General features: G+C 42.0%; 12 protein-coding genes and 1 pseudogene. 5 read left to right on the top strand and 8 right to left on the bottom strand.

What is annotated here, in order from left to right; all coding sequences use genetic code 11:
• From V7K97_RS00425 to V7K97_RS00415, 3 genes are all read right to left on the bottom strand, one after another.
• Positions 1-840 carry a hypothetical protein gene (locus tag V7K97_RS00425; RefSeq protein WP_334798738.1) on the bottom strand — a complete coding sequence of 280 codons (840 nt, stop codon included), beginning with the start codon at positions 838-840 and terminating at the stop codon, positions 1-3.
• A gap of 166 nt (positions 841-1006) precedes the next feature.
• The gene (locus V7K97_RS00420; protein WP_334798737.1) at positions 1007-1783 is read right to left on the bottom strand and encodes an RNA polymerase sigma factor SigF; all 777 of its coding nucleotides are present in this window, start codon (positions 1781-1783) and stop codon (positions 1007-1009) included.
• A 982-nt stretch (positions 1784-2765) separates the two neighbouring features.
• On the bottom strand, positions 2766-3599 hold the full coding sequence (locus V7K97_RS00415) for a photosystem II manganese-stabilizing polypeptide (RefSeq protein WP_334798736.1): 834 nt from the start codon (positions 3597-3599) through the stop codon (positions 2766-2768).
• A 762-nt stretch (positions 3600-4361) separates the two neighbouring features.
• On the opposite strand from V7K97_RS00415, the gene V7K97_RS00410 reads away from it, so the two are divergent.
• A complete protein-coding gene (locus tag V7K97_RS00410; protein ID WP_334798735.1) occupies positions 4362-4709 on the top strand; it encodes a hypothetical protein in 348 nt (115 codons plus the stop codon).
• Positions 4710-4821: 112 nt separating this feature from the next.
• Here V7K97_RS00410 and V7K97_RS00405 read toward each other — a convergent pair whose 3' ends face one another.
• Together V7K97_RS00405 and V7K97_RS00400 are read right to left on the bottom strand one after the other, a co-directional pair.
• Positions 4822-9870 carry an nSTAND1 domain-containing NTPase gene (locus V7K97_RS00405; protein WP_334798734.1) on the bottom strand — a complete coding sequence of 1683 codons (5049 nt, stop codon included), beginning with the start codon at positions 9868-9870 and terminating at the stop codon, positions 4822-4824.
• Between the two features lie 522 nt (positions 9871-10392).
• Positions 10393-11724, bottom strand: coding sequence for a P-loop NTPase fold protein (locus V7K97_RS00400; RefSeq protein WP_334798733.1), 1332 nt, complete (start codon positions 11722-11724; stop codon positions 10393-10395).
• A 957-nt stretch (positions 11725-12681) separates the two neighbouring features.
• Between V7K97_RS00400 and V7K97_RS00395 the strand changes: the two genes are divergently transcribed.
• The 3 genes from V7K97_RS00395 to ftsZ all read left to right on the top strand — a co-directional run bounded on the left by V7K97_RS00395 (position 12682) and on the right by ftsZ (position 15996).
• Positions 12682-13515 (top strand): cell division protein FtsQ/DivIB, encoded by an 834-nt coding sequence (locus V7K97_RS00395; protein WP_334798732.1) that lies wholly within the window; start codon positions 12682-12684, stop codon positions 13513-13515.
• Positions 13516-14337: 822 nt separating this feature from the next.
• On the top strand, positions 14338-14625 hold the full coding sequence (locus V7K97_RS00390; protein WP_334798731.1) for a hypothetical protein: 288 nt from the start codon (positions 14338-14340) through the stop codon (positions 14623-14625).
• Between the two features lie 60 nt (positions 14626-14685).
• The gene (gene ftsZ, locus V7K97_RS00385) at positions 14686-15996 is read left to right on the top strand and encodes a cell division protein FtsZ (RefSeq protein ID WP_334798730.1); all 1311 of its coding nucleotides are present in this window, start codon (positions 14686-14688) and stop codon (positions 15994-15996) included.
• A 313-nt stretch (positions 15997-16309) separates the two neighbouring features.
• Here the strand turns inward: ftsZ and gshB are convergent, their stop codons facing one another.
• Both gshB and grxC read right to left on the bottom strand, forming a co-directional pair.
• The gene (gshB, locus tag V7K97_RS00380) at positions 16310-17284 is read right to left on the bottom strand and encodes a glutathione synthase (RefSeq protein ID WP_334798729.1); all 975 of its coding nucleotides are present in this window, start codon (positions 17282-17284) and stop codon (positions 16310-16312) included.
• A 241-nt stretch (positions 17285-17525) separates the two neighbouring features.
• Positions 17526-17798, bottom strand: coding sequence for a glutaredoxin 3 (gene grxC / locus V7K97_RS00375; protein ID WP_334798728.1), 273 nt, complete (start codon positions 17796-17798; stop codon positions 17526-17528).
• Positions 17799-17911: 113 nt separating this feature from the next.
• Here grxC and V7K97_RS00370 point away from each other — a divergent pair.
• Positions 17912-18052, top strand: a pseudogene (locus tag V7K97_RS00370) (group II intron reverse transcriptase); the annotation flags it as partial.
• Between the two features lie 191 nt (positions 18053-18243).
• Here V7K97_RS00370 and V7K97_RS00365 read toward each other — a convergent pair.
• A complete protein-coding gene (locus V7K97_RS00365) occupies positions 18244-19131 on the bottom strand; it encodes an exosortase-dependent surface protein XDP2 (RefSeq protein WP_334798727.1) in 888 nt (295 codons plus the stop codon).
• Positions 19132-19562 lie beyond the last annotated feature (431 nt).

Here is a 19562-nt window from a genome sequence, read left to right as displayed (position 1 = left end):
TTATGAAGCTCCCACATTAAAGGTATTTTGGGGGGGCGTTGTCGCTGAAACAGGATTGCCGGTAGCAGATGCAGCAGGCGGCGTTGAGTTGACAGCCCCTTCCCCTACCATTTTGGCAACTTCGATACCAAATTGTTCGAGAATCACAATCGGGTTGGAGCCTCCATTCATTTCAATACGTTTAATCAGTACGCCATTCGCTAATCGCTGTCCCGCCTGGACATAGCGACTCGCTGGCTCATCGGGTACTTTGATAATTGCCTGTGGTTCTTTACTAATTAGAACTACACCAGTCACAATAACTGCCCTTGCTAAGTCAGGTTGTGCTGGTGGTGGCAATACAGAGACTAAAGTCGGGTTGGCGACAACTTGAGGCAAAACCTTAGGCAAGACCGAAATCAAGGTAGGATTGACTTTTTTTGGTACAGGTTTCTGTTGATTTAAAGCTATCCTGGGTGTTGGAAGTTTTGGTTTTATTATCAATGCAGTCGGTAGTTTAGGCAACACGGGAACTGGTCTTCCAGGCGCTTTAGACATTCCCGGAACCAGTTGCCCGAAAAGTTGTGCAAAGGGGTCACTCCGATTTTTTGATATCTCAACTAACCGCACGCGCTCTGTAGCATTAGTGGATTGAATCAAGCTAGCAGATGCAGGATTAACTTGTGAAACCTGTTTGACAGGTATCACTGGATTTTTAAAGGATTGAGCCGTTGGTAGCGACTTTTTTGCTATTTGGGGAATTGGCGCAGGATTGATAGCTTGTTGTGTATCTTCAGAAGCACATCCAGCGATCGCCAAAGTTAGAATAGCTGCAATTGTAATTTTTGAAGTTCTGCCCATGAGCCTTTCTCAAAAGCCATTGGAAAATTGAAAAGTGGAAATCAATATGCCTAAAATTTGTATCAAAGGCAAAGTATGTTCCCTTTATAACCTAATTTTTGACATTTCAAGGGTTATTTTTAGCACTACCTACCCAGCATAACTGCGGGTTGGTGTTTGTTTGCAATCAATCCTCTGCCACACCCATAAGCTCTTTCATCAAATCCAGACCTTTCTTCACTCTACGGGAAACTGTTACTACACTGATGCCCAGATGTTCTGCAACTTGTTTTTGGGTCAAATCTTGCAAAAATACACATTCCAACACATCGCGGGTACGTTTTTCTAGCTGAAGCAGCGCCTGTTGTAAGCGAAGTTGGTCTTCTTGTGCCAGTTGAAAGCTGCGATAGTTAGGATCTGGAACCAATTCTCCCAAACAGGTAGAGCCTTCTTCGCCATCTTGGATTGGCACATCAAGACTTAAGGGAGCGCGATTAACCCATGCTAATTTAATTTCTTGCCATTCGTTTGGAGAAATTTCTAGTGCTGCTGCTAATTCTGAGTCGCTTGGTTGGCGATTATGTTTTGCCCGCCAAGAACGTGAAACTCCTATTGCTTGCTGTTGCAGCGCCAACCACCTGCGAGGAATTCGCACGGTGACACCTTTATCTCGGAGATAGTGTTGAATTTCACCCCGAATATAGGGAAGAGCGTAGGAACTGAAGGCGTGTCCTTTAGAAAGTTCAAATCTTTCAATCGCCCTGATTAAACCCAAACATCCAACCTGGAGCAAATCATCGTAGGTTTCATGACATTGATTTGTCCAGTAGTGAGCTTCTTTTCTCACAAGTCCAAAATTGAGTTTTACCAGTTGATTGCGGACATTTTCTGACGGAGATTGCTGATATTCCCGCAACAACTGCCAAATTTCGTGTTTTAGTTCATTGGTGACTGTGGTAGGCATAGCACCGGGTTTAGTGAGCAAATAAAGAATCAATTATTCATTTTTAAATTCAGCTGCGATCGCACGATATCAAAGACAATATCGCGCTATTTTTCCTAGAAAATACTATGGTAGATAGCAAAGCTTTTCTATCAAAATTACATAGGGTGCTTGACAATCGAGCAAAATTTAAATGGGCGAAATCACCATTTAGGTTGTTATTTATCTTTGGTATGACCTGTAGCTTTTTTTAGAACTACATAGGAATAAAATATAAAATTAATCACTAAATATCAAACCGAGATTGTACTTAACTTGAATTAATTAATGATGAAGCTAATTTAGAGAAACAAAACAACAGTAGTTACGTTTTTATTGGATAAGCAAAAGTTGGATTTACAGTAAAATTACGTGTCTATTCAACTGAGATTTATCCAACAATTAAAAATTACTAATAATCTTCAAAAAATAATACGTGTATTTACTCAAGCCAATAAAAAAAGGGCATCTTACCCTTTTTTGTACTTAAGTCTATGGTCAGGTTAAAGGGATGAATCAATTCACCCACAAAACCCAGGTATCATACTTTTCTCAATTGCAAGAGTTATTTCGCCCACAATTTTGCTCTACTTTAACTTTTCCCCATCTTTGTAGAAAATCTCTCAACCCTCCTGAAAAAAGATGGTAAATATAGCGCTTCTCAGTTGAGTTCAATACAGACTTAACCCCCAGCCTCTTAAAAGCAAGGAAAGGGGATTAAGTGTATTGCATACAAAGGAAAGGGGATTAAGTGTATTGCATACAAAGGAGAACCGCTATAAGTTGAGTTTTGCGATCAAGTCTGATACTTACAGAATTGTCGTTCTGAGTATAGCGGTTCTCGTTTACGTGAGGTACACCCGTAGGGGCACGGCACTGCCGTGCCCCTACACCTTGTGATGTAATGTTGTACCGCATCTGAATGGAAACCGCTATACCAGTCAGTTAAGTTACTTTCGAGGATTTAGCTACGAGTCGGTTCAACACGTCCATAAAATAGACCGCGAATCTTAACTTCTTTAGGTTCGCCAGCACCTAAATCTGTATCAGATGGCTGTTCGCTCTCGAAAGTACCAGCAATTTCACCACTAGAGTTATCCACTTTAGCGATTTGCAGAGAAATCTTGCCAGTGAGAATTTCAGCACGCTTGACGTTAGTGCGAGTAAGTTCCTCATCATCCGCTTGGGCGGGGAGAGCCACAGCATTATCGTAGCCACTGACGACACCACGACCCTTGGGATCGAGGAAGGCAGCACCACGATAGGAAGGAACTTTGAAGGTGCCTTCAAAGTCCGTAGAGGTGTTGATACTGGTTAAACTGGGTTGGGTTTGAGCAACCAAGTTTTTGATGGTGAACAGGAAAGGTACTCGCTCACCACCAGGAAGTTGCACTGTGATGGCTTGGAAATCCAGACCATCGGTTTCCGCAAAGGTCAGGCTATTATCGGCGTTGATTTTTAAGTTACCTTGCACCTGGTCAATGGTGGAAGTGTATCTAGTCAACAATTTACCAGCAACAAATTCTGCTTCTTGGCGTTTATTAGCAGGTTCTTCTTTGATGAAGAAGCTAGTTGGTTCCAAGCAAAGTTCTTTGATGGCATAAGACTGGCTAGAATCAATGGGAATGGAACCACGGCTTGTTTCTGCTAGTTGGGGGCATTTGTTAGCCAAACCAGTGCCACGAATTTGATCGTAAGTGAGTACATCTCTACTACTACTAGTAGGAGCATCACTACAAGCAGTTATTAGCCCCAGGCACAAAGCCAAGAATGCAACAATTAAAGCGCGATACCTCATGGTCAACCTCAATCTCAAAAATTAATATCTAAGTTGTAAAACTGCATCGAAGCTTTGATCTCTGATGAGAAGCCGCTACTCTGCAAAAAGCTACCTTTGGTCGGATACGGCTTTGCTCTGGTTAAGAGAGTTGAAGCAAGTGTCCGGGCGTTTAGGTTGTCAGCCTCTGCTCAAACTTTTCTCTGCTAAACGTGTCGCTCTCTTGAGCTTGGGGTGTAAACCCCAGACTAAGTAGCACACTGCATCCATTTGGGATGTGTGTTACTTGGGGAGCAAAAAACCAGCAGTTTTACTGTTGGTGGCATTTGTTAGAGTTGGGCGGGTGGATGAGTAAGCTCCACACAGAGCAGCATAAATGCTTGCCTCGAAGAGCGCGAAGAGGGGTGTCTGCTTCGCACTTTGCTTTTGCTATATGCAAAAGCAGCGTCGCCCAAGTCTTTTTGTATCATGTATGTGACGCTACTACATACAGCCCATTGTTTGATGGGTAAATCAGCCAGATCATACGATTTTTTTTAACTCAAAATCAAAGTACTCAAAATCGAAGAAAGTCTCGTTTTGATCACATCTAGCTGCTGTGGAGGCTATGCTAAAGGTTACTACGCTCTTTTAGGAGCGATCGCAATTGCTTTTGATAAAGATACAAATCTAGTTATATTCACCCCTGACTAGGGCAAGTGAGGGGACAAGAGCGACAAACTAGGGAAAATTAAAAATCTCCGGTAAATTTGAGTTGACCTCAATTTATACGGAAAGGGTGGCATGAACGATCACAAAAATCTGGAATTAGAGAAGTTGTCCTCTCAACTGCAAGCGATCGCAACTGTGGTAGGTGATACAGTTACAGCTTGTAAAGACGATACTGTAGCTCTTTTAGCTTTATTGCGGCAATTGGAGCAGTTACACCGAGAGATCCGGGATGGGGTTTTTCAAGAGAGTTTGCCTGTTAACCGTCAGCAACTCTACTCACTGCTGAAAGATATTGAGTCTGAGGGAGGCTGGCCTTATATTGAGCGGATGAGACTACAAGCTTTTTTAGCCAATTTGCCACAAGAGCGTCCCGAAGAAAATAACCATGAAGTTTTGGAGAGCGATCGCTCCTTGAGCTGATCATCCCGAAAATTATTTTGTCGCTCTGAATTAACAACTCCGATCGCCTCATCAACCGCTAAACCAAAAGCGGTTGCTCATTGAGGCTTCAACCTAATTCGTAATTCGTAATTTAAAAAGGTTTTCTACGGGTTATGCCATCACAAAGAAGGCGATCGCGCTTCTCAAGATTGCGGTTGTATTTGAGGTAATCGCCCACCCAGTCGCAACCACGAACAAGCAAATCATCAAGATTTAAATTCCACAGAATTATCGTCTTGTCATCACTAGCTGATGCTAATGTTTGACCATCTGGGCTAAAACTGACACTTAAGACTGAAGCGCGATGCCCATTGAGACTTTTAATTAATTTGCCGTCACTGCTCCAGAGTTTCACTGTACTGTCCCAACTGGCGGCGGCGAGCAATTCACCATTAGGGCTGAAACTGACGGCATTAACGCTATCGCTGTACCCTTTTAATAGGGTTTTTAACAACGTCCCATCCCGTCGCCACAGTTTCACGGTGTTATCCCAGCTAGCAGAAGCGAGTAACTCGTCGGTGGGACTAAAGCTGACACCCATCACCCAGCTGTCATTCGGCGAGAAAGTTTTAAGCAAAGTACCATCCCTTTGCCAAAGTTTAACAGTTTGATCGTCACTGGCAGAGGCTAAAACCTGACTATCATGGCTGAAATTTACGCTATTTACCCAACCCTGATGCCCCACTAAGGTTTTGAGCAACTTGCCTTGACGGTTCCAAAGTTTCACTGTCTTATCTTTGCTAGCTGATGCTAAAAACTGACCATCAGGACTGAAATTCACGCTCATCACACCATCGTTATGCCCGTGAAGAGTCCTGATTAAAGTACCGTCAAGCCGCCAAAGTTTCACTGTTTTGTCAAAACTTCCTGAGGCCAGGATTTCACCTTTGGGGTCAAAACTGACACTAGAAACTTGGTCTGTGTGCCCCACCAAAGTTTTGTATAGTCGGGTTTTTACCTCGCCACTAGTGGTGTAGCGTTGCCAAAGTTTGACAGTGCGATCGCTACTACCAGAAGCTAGCATCTGACCGTCGGGACTCCAAGCAACGCTCAAAACTCGCTTCTGATGCCCTTGCAGAATAGACGGTGTTGGAGCATCTAAACTCCATAGTTTCACGCTTTTGTCGAAACTTCCTGATGCCAGCAGTTTGTTATTTGGACTGAAAGCGATGCTGACGACAGCATCGCTGTGTCCTTTGAAAGTTTTGAGTAAAGTGCCAGTGATACTCCAGAGGTTTATGGTTTTGTCTTCACTTGCGGAAGCTAACTTTTTACTATCGGAACTAAAGCTCAAACTCCACACTGTATTGCTATGCTGCCGTAAAGTTTTGTAAGGACGAAAGTCAAAGCCGTCTTTAGCACTGTTAATCTCCCGCCGCCAAAGTTTCACTGTCTTATCTCGACCTGCTGATGCCAAAAATTTACCGTCCGGGCTGAAAACAGCTACAATCACACCGTCCTGATGTCCTTGTAAAGTTGTAACCAGGCTACCGTCCCGTCGCCAGATTTTCACTGTCTTGTCGTCGCTGGCTGAGGCGATAAATTGACCATCGGGACTGAAGTTTACCCAGTTAACCCACCCTTGATGTCCCCTCAGTATTTTTACTAAGCTACCGTCTTTCCGCCAGAGTTTTACGGTTTTATCCTTACTGCCACTAGCTAGCAATTCGCCATCAGGACTGAAATTAACGCTATAAACCCAATCTCCATGTCCTTTCAGGGTTTTATATGGCTTAGGGTTAAATTCACCTGTAACCGGGTTTTTGTGCCAAATTTGCACTGTTTTGTCGAGACTGCCAGACGCTAGGCTTTGACCATCCGGGCTAAAACTTACACAACTAACAGCATCAGTGTGACCTTTGAGAGTTTGGAGTAAGGTCCCGTCAGGACGCCAAAGTTTCACTGTCTGATCTCGACTACCTGATGCTAGCAACTGACCATCTGGGCTGAAAGTTACTCCCCAAACAATATCAGTATGCCCTTCTAGGCGGTTAACCTCCGTTACGCCATAAACTGCCTGTTCCAGGGCTGTCACGACTCGCATTCGGGTATCTGGTTGCACAACCTCTGCCTGTTTAAGCCCTCTCCAAGCCCGCAAACTTTCTAATAGGGCATCAAATTCTTTATTAGAGGCAAACAAAGCTTCGCTAGTAGAAGTGATCGCACTAATGTTGAAGTTGGTTTCACTGCTTTCAGCTCGGAGAGTTTGGCGGACTGCTGCTCTTTTTTGCAAGTCGGCTTGCCACCATAATACTGCTATTGTTCCCCCCATGATTGCCAGGATTGCGCCTGCTATCCGTGCTTCTCGCAGTCGCCGTTGCAGCACCAGATTTAGTTGCTGTTGACTAAGTTTTTGGGCTACTTCCGCTCTAGTTTTTTCAAGTTTGATTTTTTCTAATTCGGCGAGCATACCATAATTGTTCTTTTGGCGAATTGGTTCAACTAAATAATCGTGAACCAACTGGTAGCGATCGCCTAACTCTTCTCTAACTCGCAACACCAAACCGGAACCCACCAATATTTCTAAAATCAGTTCCCCAACTGTGTCAAAGCTTGATATTCTATCTATATCATGATTATTAACTAATATAGTCGCTAAATCAGCTTTAGTTTTTAACGGTCGCGTTCCCTTTTCATCAGTTAACTCAAATAATAACTTCCAACTTAACTCTTCATTTTGTTGACCACAATCTTTGATCACTTCCCCCAGCCAGCGTTCCACCAATTTTGTCGAGCCACCACAAAGCTTGTATTGTCCCAATGTGGTAATGTTTTCTATTTGGAGTTGAGCGCCGACTATTTGTAATTCAATTGGATGTACTTCGTCTAATTCTCCTGTCAAATCCTGCACTAATCGGTTAATTAATTCCTCACTCAGTTCATAATGTGAACGTTGAGTCAGACTTTGAATTATGGCTTTGGCATCTTGACTAGAGAATTTTCCTAAATAGTAGCGAATATCTTTATCGAGAATATTTTTATTAATTACGCCTAAATCATATAACCCAGTACTATTTTTCTGGCTCAAACGTTCAAACTCTAATAAATGATGTAAATAATCTTCTCGTAAGGAAAGAATAATTTTTACATAAGAAATATTTAAACATTCACTAAAAAATTTATAAAATTCTATTCTTTGTGTGGGAGGATTACTAACAAAGAAAAATTCTTCAAACTGGTCTAATATGATAACTATTGTATGATTTCGCTCAGATGCTAACCGAATTTTTTCTACTAGGATCGTGGGTGTAGAGTCAAGACTAACCGATGTTCCTGTGTATGCCAGCGCTTGGTTGATACTGCTGATTAAGATTGTCATCCAATCAGTATAAACAGATAAAACAATCGGTATAGCAATACGTTCACCGATAACTTTTCCCTTGATTGCTGGGACTAAACCAGCTTTGAGAATTGAACTTTTACCTACACCTGATGGACCATAAATTACTGTGAGTTTGTAGTCAGCGCGGCTAATTCTTTCAATTAAGCGATTGACATCTTGTTGCCGTCCAGAAGCAGATATTTCTTGAGCAATTTCTTCAGCAATAAACGGTATTTTGTGAGGTTCCAGTACTGGGTTAATTCTGGGGCGTTGCGGCTGCAATTGACTTGCCCCGATAAAGGCACGAAAGCCGTATTGATGTTCTATTTTAATTTTTTCTTGCTTCAGCTTAAAGGCTTCTGTATAGTTATGACGCTCAAAAAAGTAAAGCGATCGCAGTTCCTCTAAAATCTCTAAGTAAAGTGATGGCTGATGTTGTAGCTCACAAACTACCCTCGCCCATTCCAAATTATTAATAGCTTCCTCCGACTCACCCAGATGCCTTTGTGTACGTGCGAGCAAGAGAAGATACCAACTTTCTTGTCGCCGCGTTCGCAAAGCTTCTCGCAGAGAAACTTCTGTTGCTTCTTCAGAAATAGAAAGTGCTGTATTCGCTAATTCATAAGCCAGTACCCAATTCGACTCAGAAGCCGCCACATTTGCCAAAAAACCGTAATTTTGAGCAACTTGTGCGGGAGTTCCATAAGTTTTATGTAGATGTAATGACTTTTGAGCTAATTCTTTTAACTCATCCCAGGCTTGTAAGCGTTGCAGCATTTCACAAGCAGGCGAAATGAATTTAGCAACTAAGTCTTCTCTTTGTACCTGCTCCAATACCTCCAAGCATTGCTTAAACCACAACAGAGCATGTTCGCAATAGCTACTAGTATTCTGGTATAAGTCTGCCATTCGGTGATAACAAAGCCCCAGGTGGAATAGTACTATTGCTTGTTTAAGTAAAAACGAGGAGAGGGAAGGGCGAGGGGATGAGAGGGGCAAAGAAGAATTACTCTCCCACTGTGCTACTCTGCTTGCTTCCTGCTGCCATAACGCTAGGCTTCTTTGATAATTGGCTAAAGCACCATTAATTTGATCGTTGGCGTATTTATCTCGCCCCAACACAAATTCTAAACTAGCTTCTAATCCTGGTGTTAATTTAACACCATACAGGCGCAGCAAATCATTACGGGCTGATTCTATTTCGTGGCGGTGTTGGGACTTGGGATCTAAATCTAGGAAGGCATTAGATAAAAAGGTTTCGGCACCTGCTGCTAGAACTTTAGCAAATAGAGATTCTTCTTCTTGACGGATCAAAGCAATTAAATCTGCTTTGGCCATTTCAAATTTAATAGTGGTTGCAGCCCAGCTTTTGAAATCAGGCGCTAATCTTGAAAGTAATGATGCCACTTCATCTTGTAGCCACAACACCACTGGAAATGGAAAAGTCGCGGCATAGATATCTCGTGCTTGGTTGATGCCTGTAAGTAAGTTTTCCAGGTAGGTAGTTGACTCAATACCGAAAACCATCACAGCAGATGGCAAAGAGTCTGTAAGGACGGCAGGATTATCAAAAGATAGTTCTGAGACTATTGTGCTGTGTAAAGAAGTCGTTGAAGGATTGAGAACGATTTCTCTGATATAGATGTCTTTGGTGGTGGAGCGAATATTCTCTAACATTTGCTCACGTAATCGCCCATAGTTACATCGAACTAAAATCAGAGCAAATTGACCTTGAGAAAGTGCGATCGCTCTAATCAGTCTTTGCAAAGTATGCTGATTTTCTTTGGTGTAGAAGCGTAGCTGCTTGTCATTAGTCATTAGTCATTGGGAATTGGGAATTGGGCACTTGTACTGAGCGCAGTCGTTGGCGCAGCCTAAGAAGAGAAGTATGGGGAATTGGGCATTGGGCATTAGTTATTAGGGACTGACAAATAACAAAATACCCAAAAAACTGGCGAAAAAACTCTCTCCTCCTCATTCCTCTGTGTCGCGCCAATTGCTTCTCCCAGGGGGAGACGCTACGCGTAGCAAGATCCCCGGAGGGGTACAAGTCTCTTAACCGCAAGGGCGCACTGGCAACTCTATTTATTGTCTGGAGTGGTAGCCTGTGGCAAGCCGCTATCGCGTCTACGTTTCTTTGGGTAATTTATTTCTTGGAAGTACCTTAATCTAATGACTAGGGACTGACAAGAAATAAATTATCCATTTTGTGGGGTGGGCAACATGAGCGCTCTAAATCTGGGACGGGTGGGGACACCCATCCCACAAAAAATTTGGGATGTTTTTTTATTTGTCAGTCCCCTAATAACTAATGACTAATAACTAATGACTAATGACTTGTTACTTATTTTGTTGCCAAGCCAAAACTTTTTCTGTTTCTGCCAAGGCTGGACTGATGCCAAACCAGCGGCCTACAGGATCGCGATATTCAAACAGATACATACTTCTAAGTAAGCTCTGATAGTCAGACTCACCTTTAACTTTCTGCTGCTGCACTACTTCAAACAATAATTCCCACTGGGATTCATCAATAGCTAATAGCAGATCGTCGCGGTAGTCCTTAATCACGGCTTCTAAGCAGTCCCTAGAAAAAGGTGGATCTTGTCGTTGCAGGCAGCTATAAAGTAAACCCAATAAGTTACGAATGTGACCACCACTAACGCGACATATCCGATCCAAAGTTTGGGAGTGATCGAACAATTCTGTAATTAATAAAAGCCTTTCATTCAAAGGAACTTCTGGAAAAGCTCTTGCTAGAACTAATTGGCGCACTAATGACATACCTGGTTCGTAGTCATTGCCATCTCTTTGCCGCACCAATACCATCGGCAGTACTTTCGGCGCAATCCCTCCCCCCAGGCGATTTTTTAGTGTCTCATACTCATTGGAGAAAATTAACGTTAGAGGAATTGTGTAAACTAGGTGGCACTTGAGTCGGCGTAGCTGTTCGCCTCGGTCGATAAAAAGGTATTCTGGTTGCGATCGCCCTGATGCTAAGGGACGCATATCCACTCGATCCAAATTATCTACAATCACTACCAGTCCTTTTTGACCCCGTAGCTTTAGCTGTTCAACAGCCTTTTCTAAAATTTCTTCGTTAATCGCTTGCAAAATACTATTGGTACGTGGTTCCAGATATTGCCTCAGTTGATTTCGCATCTGGGTGCTATCTTTGGTTTTGGCGGTAATTTTGGCAATACCCAAAGACAATTCTGCTTGTCCAGAAAGCTCTATAGGGCTTTGCAAAAAATCGCCTACTTCTTTAAACAAATTGGTAAAGTAACCACCTTTGAGTTTGATGTTAATGCCTTCTAAACTGGCACTGACTTGACGGGCTACACTCAGCAAAATATCGCTGATATCAATATCCGCCATGTCTAAATCTTGACTAGACTCAAAATAAACCACATGAAATCCCGCTAATTCCAGTTCTGTCTTGAGGCGCTGTAATTCCGTTGACTTCCCGCAGCCAATGTGACCCGTAAATAACTGGCAGGTTGGCTCATCAGGAGAAATCCGAACGATAGTCCGTTGCAATTCTTCGACAATCTTGCAACCACGTACATCAGCAAAATCTATGTAATACTGCCGATCTAGCCCGTTACTTATATTTAGCGTGTAGCTGGGGTTACATGCTTTATAAAATCGTGACAAGTTTAATGTCGTTCTCATGTATGTAGAGGTGTATGTAGATGCAGTTTAATTCGTATCTTTTATACAATTAATCTCTATCCAGGATGTAAGCGTACGATTGACTCACAAGTTGTTAGTGTATTACAAAAAACATGACTTGGTGCATTATCACTGTCAGTAGTACGGTAGAGATTTAATTGACCATAATAGCCTTAAGCACATCTGTCCTTTTTACACCTGCTATTGAGATTTTGACAATCTCTAGCTTTTGTTTAATCTGGCGCAAACCTTTAAGGCTTAGTGAATCAGTCAAAAAAGCTACAAGAGTACATGGTTCTCAGTTTGTATAACTGATGAGATAGGAATGGTATTAATTATAGCAATGTACACAGAGAACCAGAAATACTTATATATCACTTCATGTTATATTTGTCAAGAAAACAAAATCCTCAGCATCTCAATTAATATTTTGTAATCTTTAGGGAAAAATCTTCAAAAAGAACTTGTCAAAAAGACTACAGTCAGTTAAAAATGGACACCGGAAACTTTAATAGCAATGATCACTAGCGCCATAATCGAATGGCACGCTTGTAAAACCCAAAGACTTGTGTAACCTCGTTCCTAGCCTCCAGGCTGGGAATGTATTCTGAGGGGCTGCTGCCTCTGGTCAAGAAATAGGGGGGGCTGTATCTTAACTTAGTGCCATTCCGCCATAATCCTTGTGTAGTTACTGTAAAGTGTTACTAAAAATAAAAAGAGTCTTGAGGAGAGTGGCTAACAGATGCCAATATAGCAGTTCTCAATTGCATGAAATACAGACCTAACCCCCAGCCCCTTCCCTGCAAGGGAAGGGGAGTAAGACTTAAAGCCTCTCTCCTTTTAGGAGAGAGGTCAAAACTGTACTGCACCCAAGCGAGAACCGCTATAGTGTTTACTGAAATTAATCATGATCCGAGTATGTCAAGGAATTTAGATTGCAACCAGAAAGGGGTTTGAATGGCTGGCATAATATCAGTTTCCCGCACGGATCTAGCCCAGCGTCGTCAGAAATTACGTCGGCAACGGCAGATGAAAATTATTCAGGCTATTTGGCGAACCTTTGCCATTACTGGTTTTGCGGGTGGATTGCTGTGGGTGGCAGTCCAACCGGTGTGGATGCTAAAGGCTCCCAAACAAATAGTGATGAAATCAGGTAATAAATTACTGTCGGATCAAACAACTCAGTCACTGTTGGTGCTATCTTACCCCCAGTCTTTGTGGCGGATTGAACCGTCAGCGATCGCTAACTCTTTGAAGAAACAACCAACTATTGCCCAAGCGATCGTCAAACGCCGCCTGTTTCCTCCTGGATTAATCATCGAAATTCAAGAACGAGTACCTGTAGCGGTGACTCAAACACCTAGCAACAAAAAAGTCACAATCGGCTTACTAGATGCAAGTGGGGCCTGGATGCCCTTAGAAAAATACACATCACTGAATCCCACTAGCAAATTACCTAATCTCAGAGTAATTGGTTCACCAAAACAATACTGCCTCAACTGGACTCAACTTCATCAAGCTGTCAGCCAAAGTCCCGTGAAAGTTATGGAAATTGATTGCCAAGATCCAGCGAATTTAATTTTGAAAACAGAACTAGGAAATGTGCATCTCGGCGTTCCAGGTTCCCAGTTGTCTGAACAAATTAAGGTACTCGCCCAAATGCGCCCTTTAGCAGCAAAATTAAATTCCAGTGAAATAGAGTATATCGATCTGAAAAATCCCGAAGTTCCATTAGTACAGATGAACCAAAATAACCAAAAATTAACTCCCAAAATCCCTAAAAACATCTAGTACGACACGGCGGAAATAAAGCAACTATTTTAAATAGCCAGAAAGCCTACAAAATAAGCATTCTTTCTTTTTACTTTTGCCTTTTTACTTTTGCCTTCTTGTACTAGGGTGTTTAATGTATTGATAGCTCCTAGTAAATTCAGAAGTTTTATGCTGATAAATATATTTATTATTTTCAGTTTTCTGGCAAACCGCACGAAAATCGGCATTAACTTCTAATTAGAATAAGAAGATCAATCATAAAATCTCCATTCCGAGTAAAAGACCCTCAATTGTTACCGTAGCATCTAATAGTAGGGTGCAAAATATCGGACAATCTAATGATGGTCTATAGCGTGTAAAACGCCTTCTGCCCATACATTCTTTGACTAAACCCAGTGCGAAAAAGAGAAAAATGCTTGAGTTTTTCATTAAAAACAGAGGGCACTGATGAGAACGGTTTATGCCGCCATCCAAGTGCAGAGCCAAAAATGCTGCGGCTTTGGTCTGTTGAGGACACTTCCAAAGACAGTTTACCGAAGTTTCAATCTGTAAGGAAAAATGCCGCCCAAAGTAGCGTAAATTGCTTATGGGCAATCAATTTGGACTGATCTGTGCTGTAATTCCTATTGGATGACGAAACCACTTAGGAAATCTTGATTTGTTGACCACACCAGTAAGGGTTCTCGTAGGATAGAGTATTCCTCCAACAAAGTGTCCCTTAAGACCCCCCAAAGAACAAATGAATCAGGTATAGTCTGACAAGTAAATTCTTGCTTATTTTAACCTTAAGGATAAGTAAGTAGAATGTAAATTTTGTGTCTAAAGTTGCAATCATCCCCAATGGTGAAACCTATTAACAATATTATTATTGAGGCAGAGAAGATACCCTGTAGTGTGTCTTTACAAGGGATGCCCTCCGATGAGAATAATGAAGAGATTAATGTCTGGTTGAAGTTATACACATCACTTTTAGATAAATATAGGTATACTTCTCTAGAATTGACTGTGCGATCGGCTGCGTTAAAAGCTTATCCCATCGCAAATTTTCCCACTGCCAATTCTGTTAGGCTTGGCAGTAGTGAAAACAATCAAGAACAATGCCATAGTATTGTGGCAGTGTCAAACTAAAGTTGACTCTTAGGTGAATAACACCTGAAAAAGTCGTTTATCTACCCTTTCACAAATCCAATGACACTTGATAATAACCAAGGACTTAACTATAAAAATTCCCAATCTGCGGGACAGCCAGGGTTCTCTCTGGCAGTTAACTCGACCAACCCCTTTAATAACTCCGGGATGAACTTCGGACAAAATCACGATAATAAGAAGATTTTTGCGGAAAATAGCCGAATTGGTGAGATTGTTCCTGGTCGGGTCGCCAACATCAAAGTGATTGGTGTCGGTGGTGGTGGTGGCAATGCTGTTAACCGCATGATCGAGTCTGATGTCTCTGGGGTAGAGTTTTGGTCAATTAACACTGATGCTCAAGCTCTTACCTTAGCTGGCGCTCCAAGTCGATTGCAAATTGGACAGAAATTAACGCGGGGTTTAGGAGCAGGTGGTAATCCTGCCATTGGTCAAAAGGCAGCTGAGGAATCACGGGATGAAATTGCTACGGCTTTGGAGGGTGCAGACCTAGTATTTATCACTGCTGGGATGGGCGGTGGTACTGGGACGGGCGCAGCCCCGATTGTGGCAGAAATAGCCAAAGAAATGGGCGCTCTCACTGTTGGTGTAGTCACACGTCCATTTGTGTTTGAGGGACGCCGCCGCACCAGCCAAGCGGAACAAGGTATTGATGGACTAAAAAGTAGGGTAGATACGCTGATTATTATCCCTAACAACAAACTATTGGAAGTGATCCCCGAACAAACGCCTGTGCAAGAAGCTTTTCGCTATGCAGATGATGTGCTGCGTCAAGGGGTGCAAGGTATTTCTGATATCATCACGATCCCTGGTTTGGTAAACGTTGACTTTGCTGATGTCCGAGCTGTGATGGCAGATGCGGGATCGGCATTGATGGGAATTGGCGTGAGTTCTGGAAAATCTAGAGCCAGAGAAGCTGCGATCGCAGCTATTTCTTCCCCGTTGCTAGAATGTTCTATTGAAGGTGCTAGAGGTGTTGTCTTTAATATTACTGGTGGTACTGACCTGACTTTGCATGAAGTCAATGCCGCCGCAGAAGCAATCTATGAAGTAGTTGATCCCAATGCCAATATTATTTTTGGGGCTGTAATTGATGACAGACTCCAAGGGGAGGTAAGAATTACTGTGATTGCCACCGGATTTACAGGTGAAGTGCAAGCTGCGGTACAACAAAGCGTAGCTAACGTTCGAGTAGCACCTAACACCTCCAAGCGACCAACAACACAGCAACCCGCAGTTAATCCCCCAACCTCAACTCCAACTGCAACTCCAACTCCAATTCCAGAACCAAAAGAAAAAATTGGATTGGATATACCTGATTTTCTGAAAAACCGACGTACACCAAGGAATTAAAAGATTTTGGATTTGAGACTCCGATGTGAGCGCTCAGTCGAACAACTTTAGATTAACTTATCAGTCTCGGTTCAGGCTGAGTGCTGTATAAAATCTGCTAGTTTCAGGGTTTTACCAAGGGCAGGGGTAAGCAATCTGTTGTCATACCCAATTTTGGCAATTGGTAAAAAAACTCGTCAACGCTACTTTATAGAATGGATTTGGGCAGGAGTCTGCTGGCTGGTATGTCCAGCTATGCTTTTGTAACCAAAAAATAGGAAGACCTGCCCAACTAAGGATAAGTAAATTTACTAAAGGTATCGGTAAGTGGAAATTATTTTTTAATTTTCAGGGTTTGTTCAATCCATTGAATTATCTGATGACCAAGGTGAGTGCCATCTAATCGATCAATCTCACGAATTCCGGTAGGACTGGTGACATTAACTTCAGTTAGGTAGCCACCGATAATGTCAATACCCACAAAAGTTAAACCGTCTTGGCGTAAGCGTTCGGCTAATTGGGTACAGATTTCATACTCTCTTGGGGTAATTTCGGTTTGAGCGACGGTGCCACCAGTTGCCATATTATTGCGAAAATCAGTTCCGCTAGAGAGGCGATTGAGCGCACCAATTGGTTCGCCATTGAGCAAGATAATTCGCTTATCTCCTGCTTTTGCCTCCGGTAAATAGGTTTGTACCATTACTGGCACTCGACCTTGCAGGGTACTGAGTTCGACAATAGAGTTAAAATTGCGATCGCCTGGTTGCAAAAACAAAATACCTTCCCCAGCTTTGTTACCTAGTGGTTTGAGAATTGCTGCCCCCTTTGCTTCCACAAATTGCCGAATCAACTGCTTATCAGCACTGACAATCGTCTCTGGAATCGCTTTTGTAAACTGGAGGGCGTACATTTTCTCATTTGCCCCCCGGATACCACTAGGACTATTAATCACCAGGGTTTTATTTTGGTCAATGTAATCAAGAATATAAGTCGCATAAAGGTATGAATCATTGACAGGTGGATCTGTCCGCATAAATACGGCATCCATTGTCTCTAAAGAAGTTAAGGAAGAATCGCTCAACTTATACCAAGGATTTGCCGCTACCCACCGTCTGTCTACCAACTGCACTGGTACAACTTCAACTCGCTGTAGGAAAGCCCAAGCTTTGCTTTCCACCACACTCAGCAGATTTACCTGAGTTATCCAAACTTCGTGTCCCAGGATTTGCGCTGCTTCGATCAGGGCAACACTGGTATCATGACACGGGTCAAGCAGATGGATAGGATCAATGATAAAAGCCAGTTTCACCCTTTATACCTCAATCACCAAGAAATTAAATAGTTATTCAATTATTATCTCTTGATGACCTTACCAATAGACGTACATTTGTACTGCTGAGTAGAACATCGAGCGTAAAGTCTTGTGGAAAGATATCGCTTTTGTGATAAAAAAGCACGTAAAAAAGGCAGCGCGTTCCTCTTCGTTCCAGAGTTGTAGCGACTGCCGTATAGTTTGCAGTGGCTTGTCGCTAGGGCAATATCTTCTGAATCTAAACGCTATTGTTAGAAGTTAGTAGCTCATCCAGCTTGCCTTGACTATCTAAAGCGTGGATGTCATCACAACCACCAATATGATCATCATTGATGAAGATTTGTGGTAAGGAGCGCCGTCCATTTGCTCTTTGAGCCATTTTATTTCTCGCTGCTTCATCTCCATCAATGCTGTATTCGGTAAATTCAACCCCCTTGTTTTTCAGCAAACTTTTGGCACGAATGCAAAACGGGCAAGTCCTCCAGGTGTAAATTTCTACTTTTGCAGCCATGATGTCCTCAACTTGATTTAATACTTCTTAATTTTAGAACTTTGCCACTGGCTGTAGTTGCCCTATCTCGTTTTGACTTTATTCTCAGAAGTGGCGAACTAAATTTGCCTTCCTGTGGTCTGAAATTCATTGATGAAGAAAAGGTACATTTGCACCACATCGACGGAAATCACGCCAATTGGAAAAAGAATAATCTAGAAGCAATTCATGAGAGTTGTCACGATTACAAACACATGGGCAAAAGCGCAAGCTGAGAACATCGGAAGCTGGATGCACAGAAATGGGCACGTCCAGATTTAACTGAGAGGTGCGGGGAATAATATCCCCCATCGACTCAACCAAATAAAAATCGTTAAAAAGCCTGTTTTATAGGCTTTTTAGCGATTGTATAGCTTCCTTAGAGTAGGGGTATGTTAGTATACTTACGCCTCTAGGGGAGTGTCCTTTAAGCTGTCACTAAAGACTTCTTCTTCACCACTCTCAGCGCACCTACAGCAAATAAGCCGAGGGCTGCGGCTGTATTAGGTTCAGGCACTTGTTTAGGCGGAGATGGCGGAGCTTGATAATATGCTGGCCCATTTCTGGCTATTACTTTGAAATCAGGTCCGTTGTAATTTGCATTCGTTGTTATTTGAATACCACTAAGAGAGGTTACTCCCAATTGCTTAAGTTGGACTCCCCATGAACCTACTTCTTGAGCGCCATCAATTTCTGTAGTGTCAATGCTATAGCCTGCATCTTTTTGGTCTTGGCGATTCAGTTGTAAGAATGTACCTATTAACTTGCCAGTGCTATCAATGGCTTGAATACCCAAGTCACTATTCATACCCCGTTCCCAAAAGAACAGGTTGTCTAATCCAGTATTATCTTTCTGAATGGAACTGTCGAAAAAGAGGTTCATTTTAAAAGATCCGGCATCTTCTGTATCAATAATGTTGTTTAAGTTTTTGTTCCCCAGGAAGGTAGCAATTTCAGCACCAGTTGGGTCTTTCAGACCAGAAACAGCTATGGGAGAAGAAGCTTTATCACCTTTATCTGTACTCGCTGCCCCGGTGTTATTGTTTTTGTCGCCTGGTGTACTCGTACTTCCTGGTTCAACGTTTGTGATTGGTGTGTTAGATAAGATATCTACTTTATTAATGAAAGAGAAATTATTAAATTTAGTTCCATCCTGAGTAACAGAATTTAGCCAAATATCACCTTTGGAAGCGTCTGCGCCTGTAAGAGATTGAGTGAAATTAGTCTGAAATGTGGCAGCATTAACGGATGGAGAAAATGCTAAAGCTGTTCCAAAATATATAAAAACAAAAGTTGATATGCTGCGAAATTTCATCGATTTTGCTGTGTTTTTTAGTAGTTGAATTAATATGCTATTTCTTGAGAAGAAATAGCATATTAATTTTTAAATGTAGTACTAGCAAGGATTAGCTGATATTGCTTAACTGCAATTTGTTGTAGCTTGATAGTTGACATTCGGATAAATCTACTCAATGACTATTCGATTTATTGATTAGGAATTGATAGCTCTAACTTGTCATAAAGAATCCTGCATAGTCCATCTTTTATCTATATGTTTATTAAAAATTTAATTTAGGAGGTAAAAGTTTTAATTTCTTAGGTATATATCTACGAGACAGTAATTACACGGAGTAACTAGATTTGGAATATTCCAGCAAAAAACTGGACTATGGAATGAACTATTTTCTAATTTAGAAATATCTTTAATAAAATTTAATTTAATTTATTTCATCTTCTGTGGTGGTG

The organism is Nostoc sp. (assembly GCF_036917815.1).
GTDB lineage: Bacteria > Cyanobacteriota > Cyanobacteriia > Cyanobacteriales > Nostocaceae > Nostoc.
Note: the sequence above shows the minus strand (reverse complement) of the source record. Positions and strands in the feature narration are given on the sequence as shown.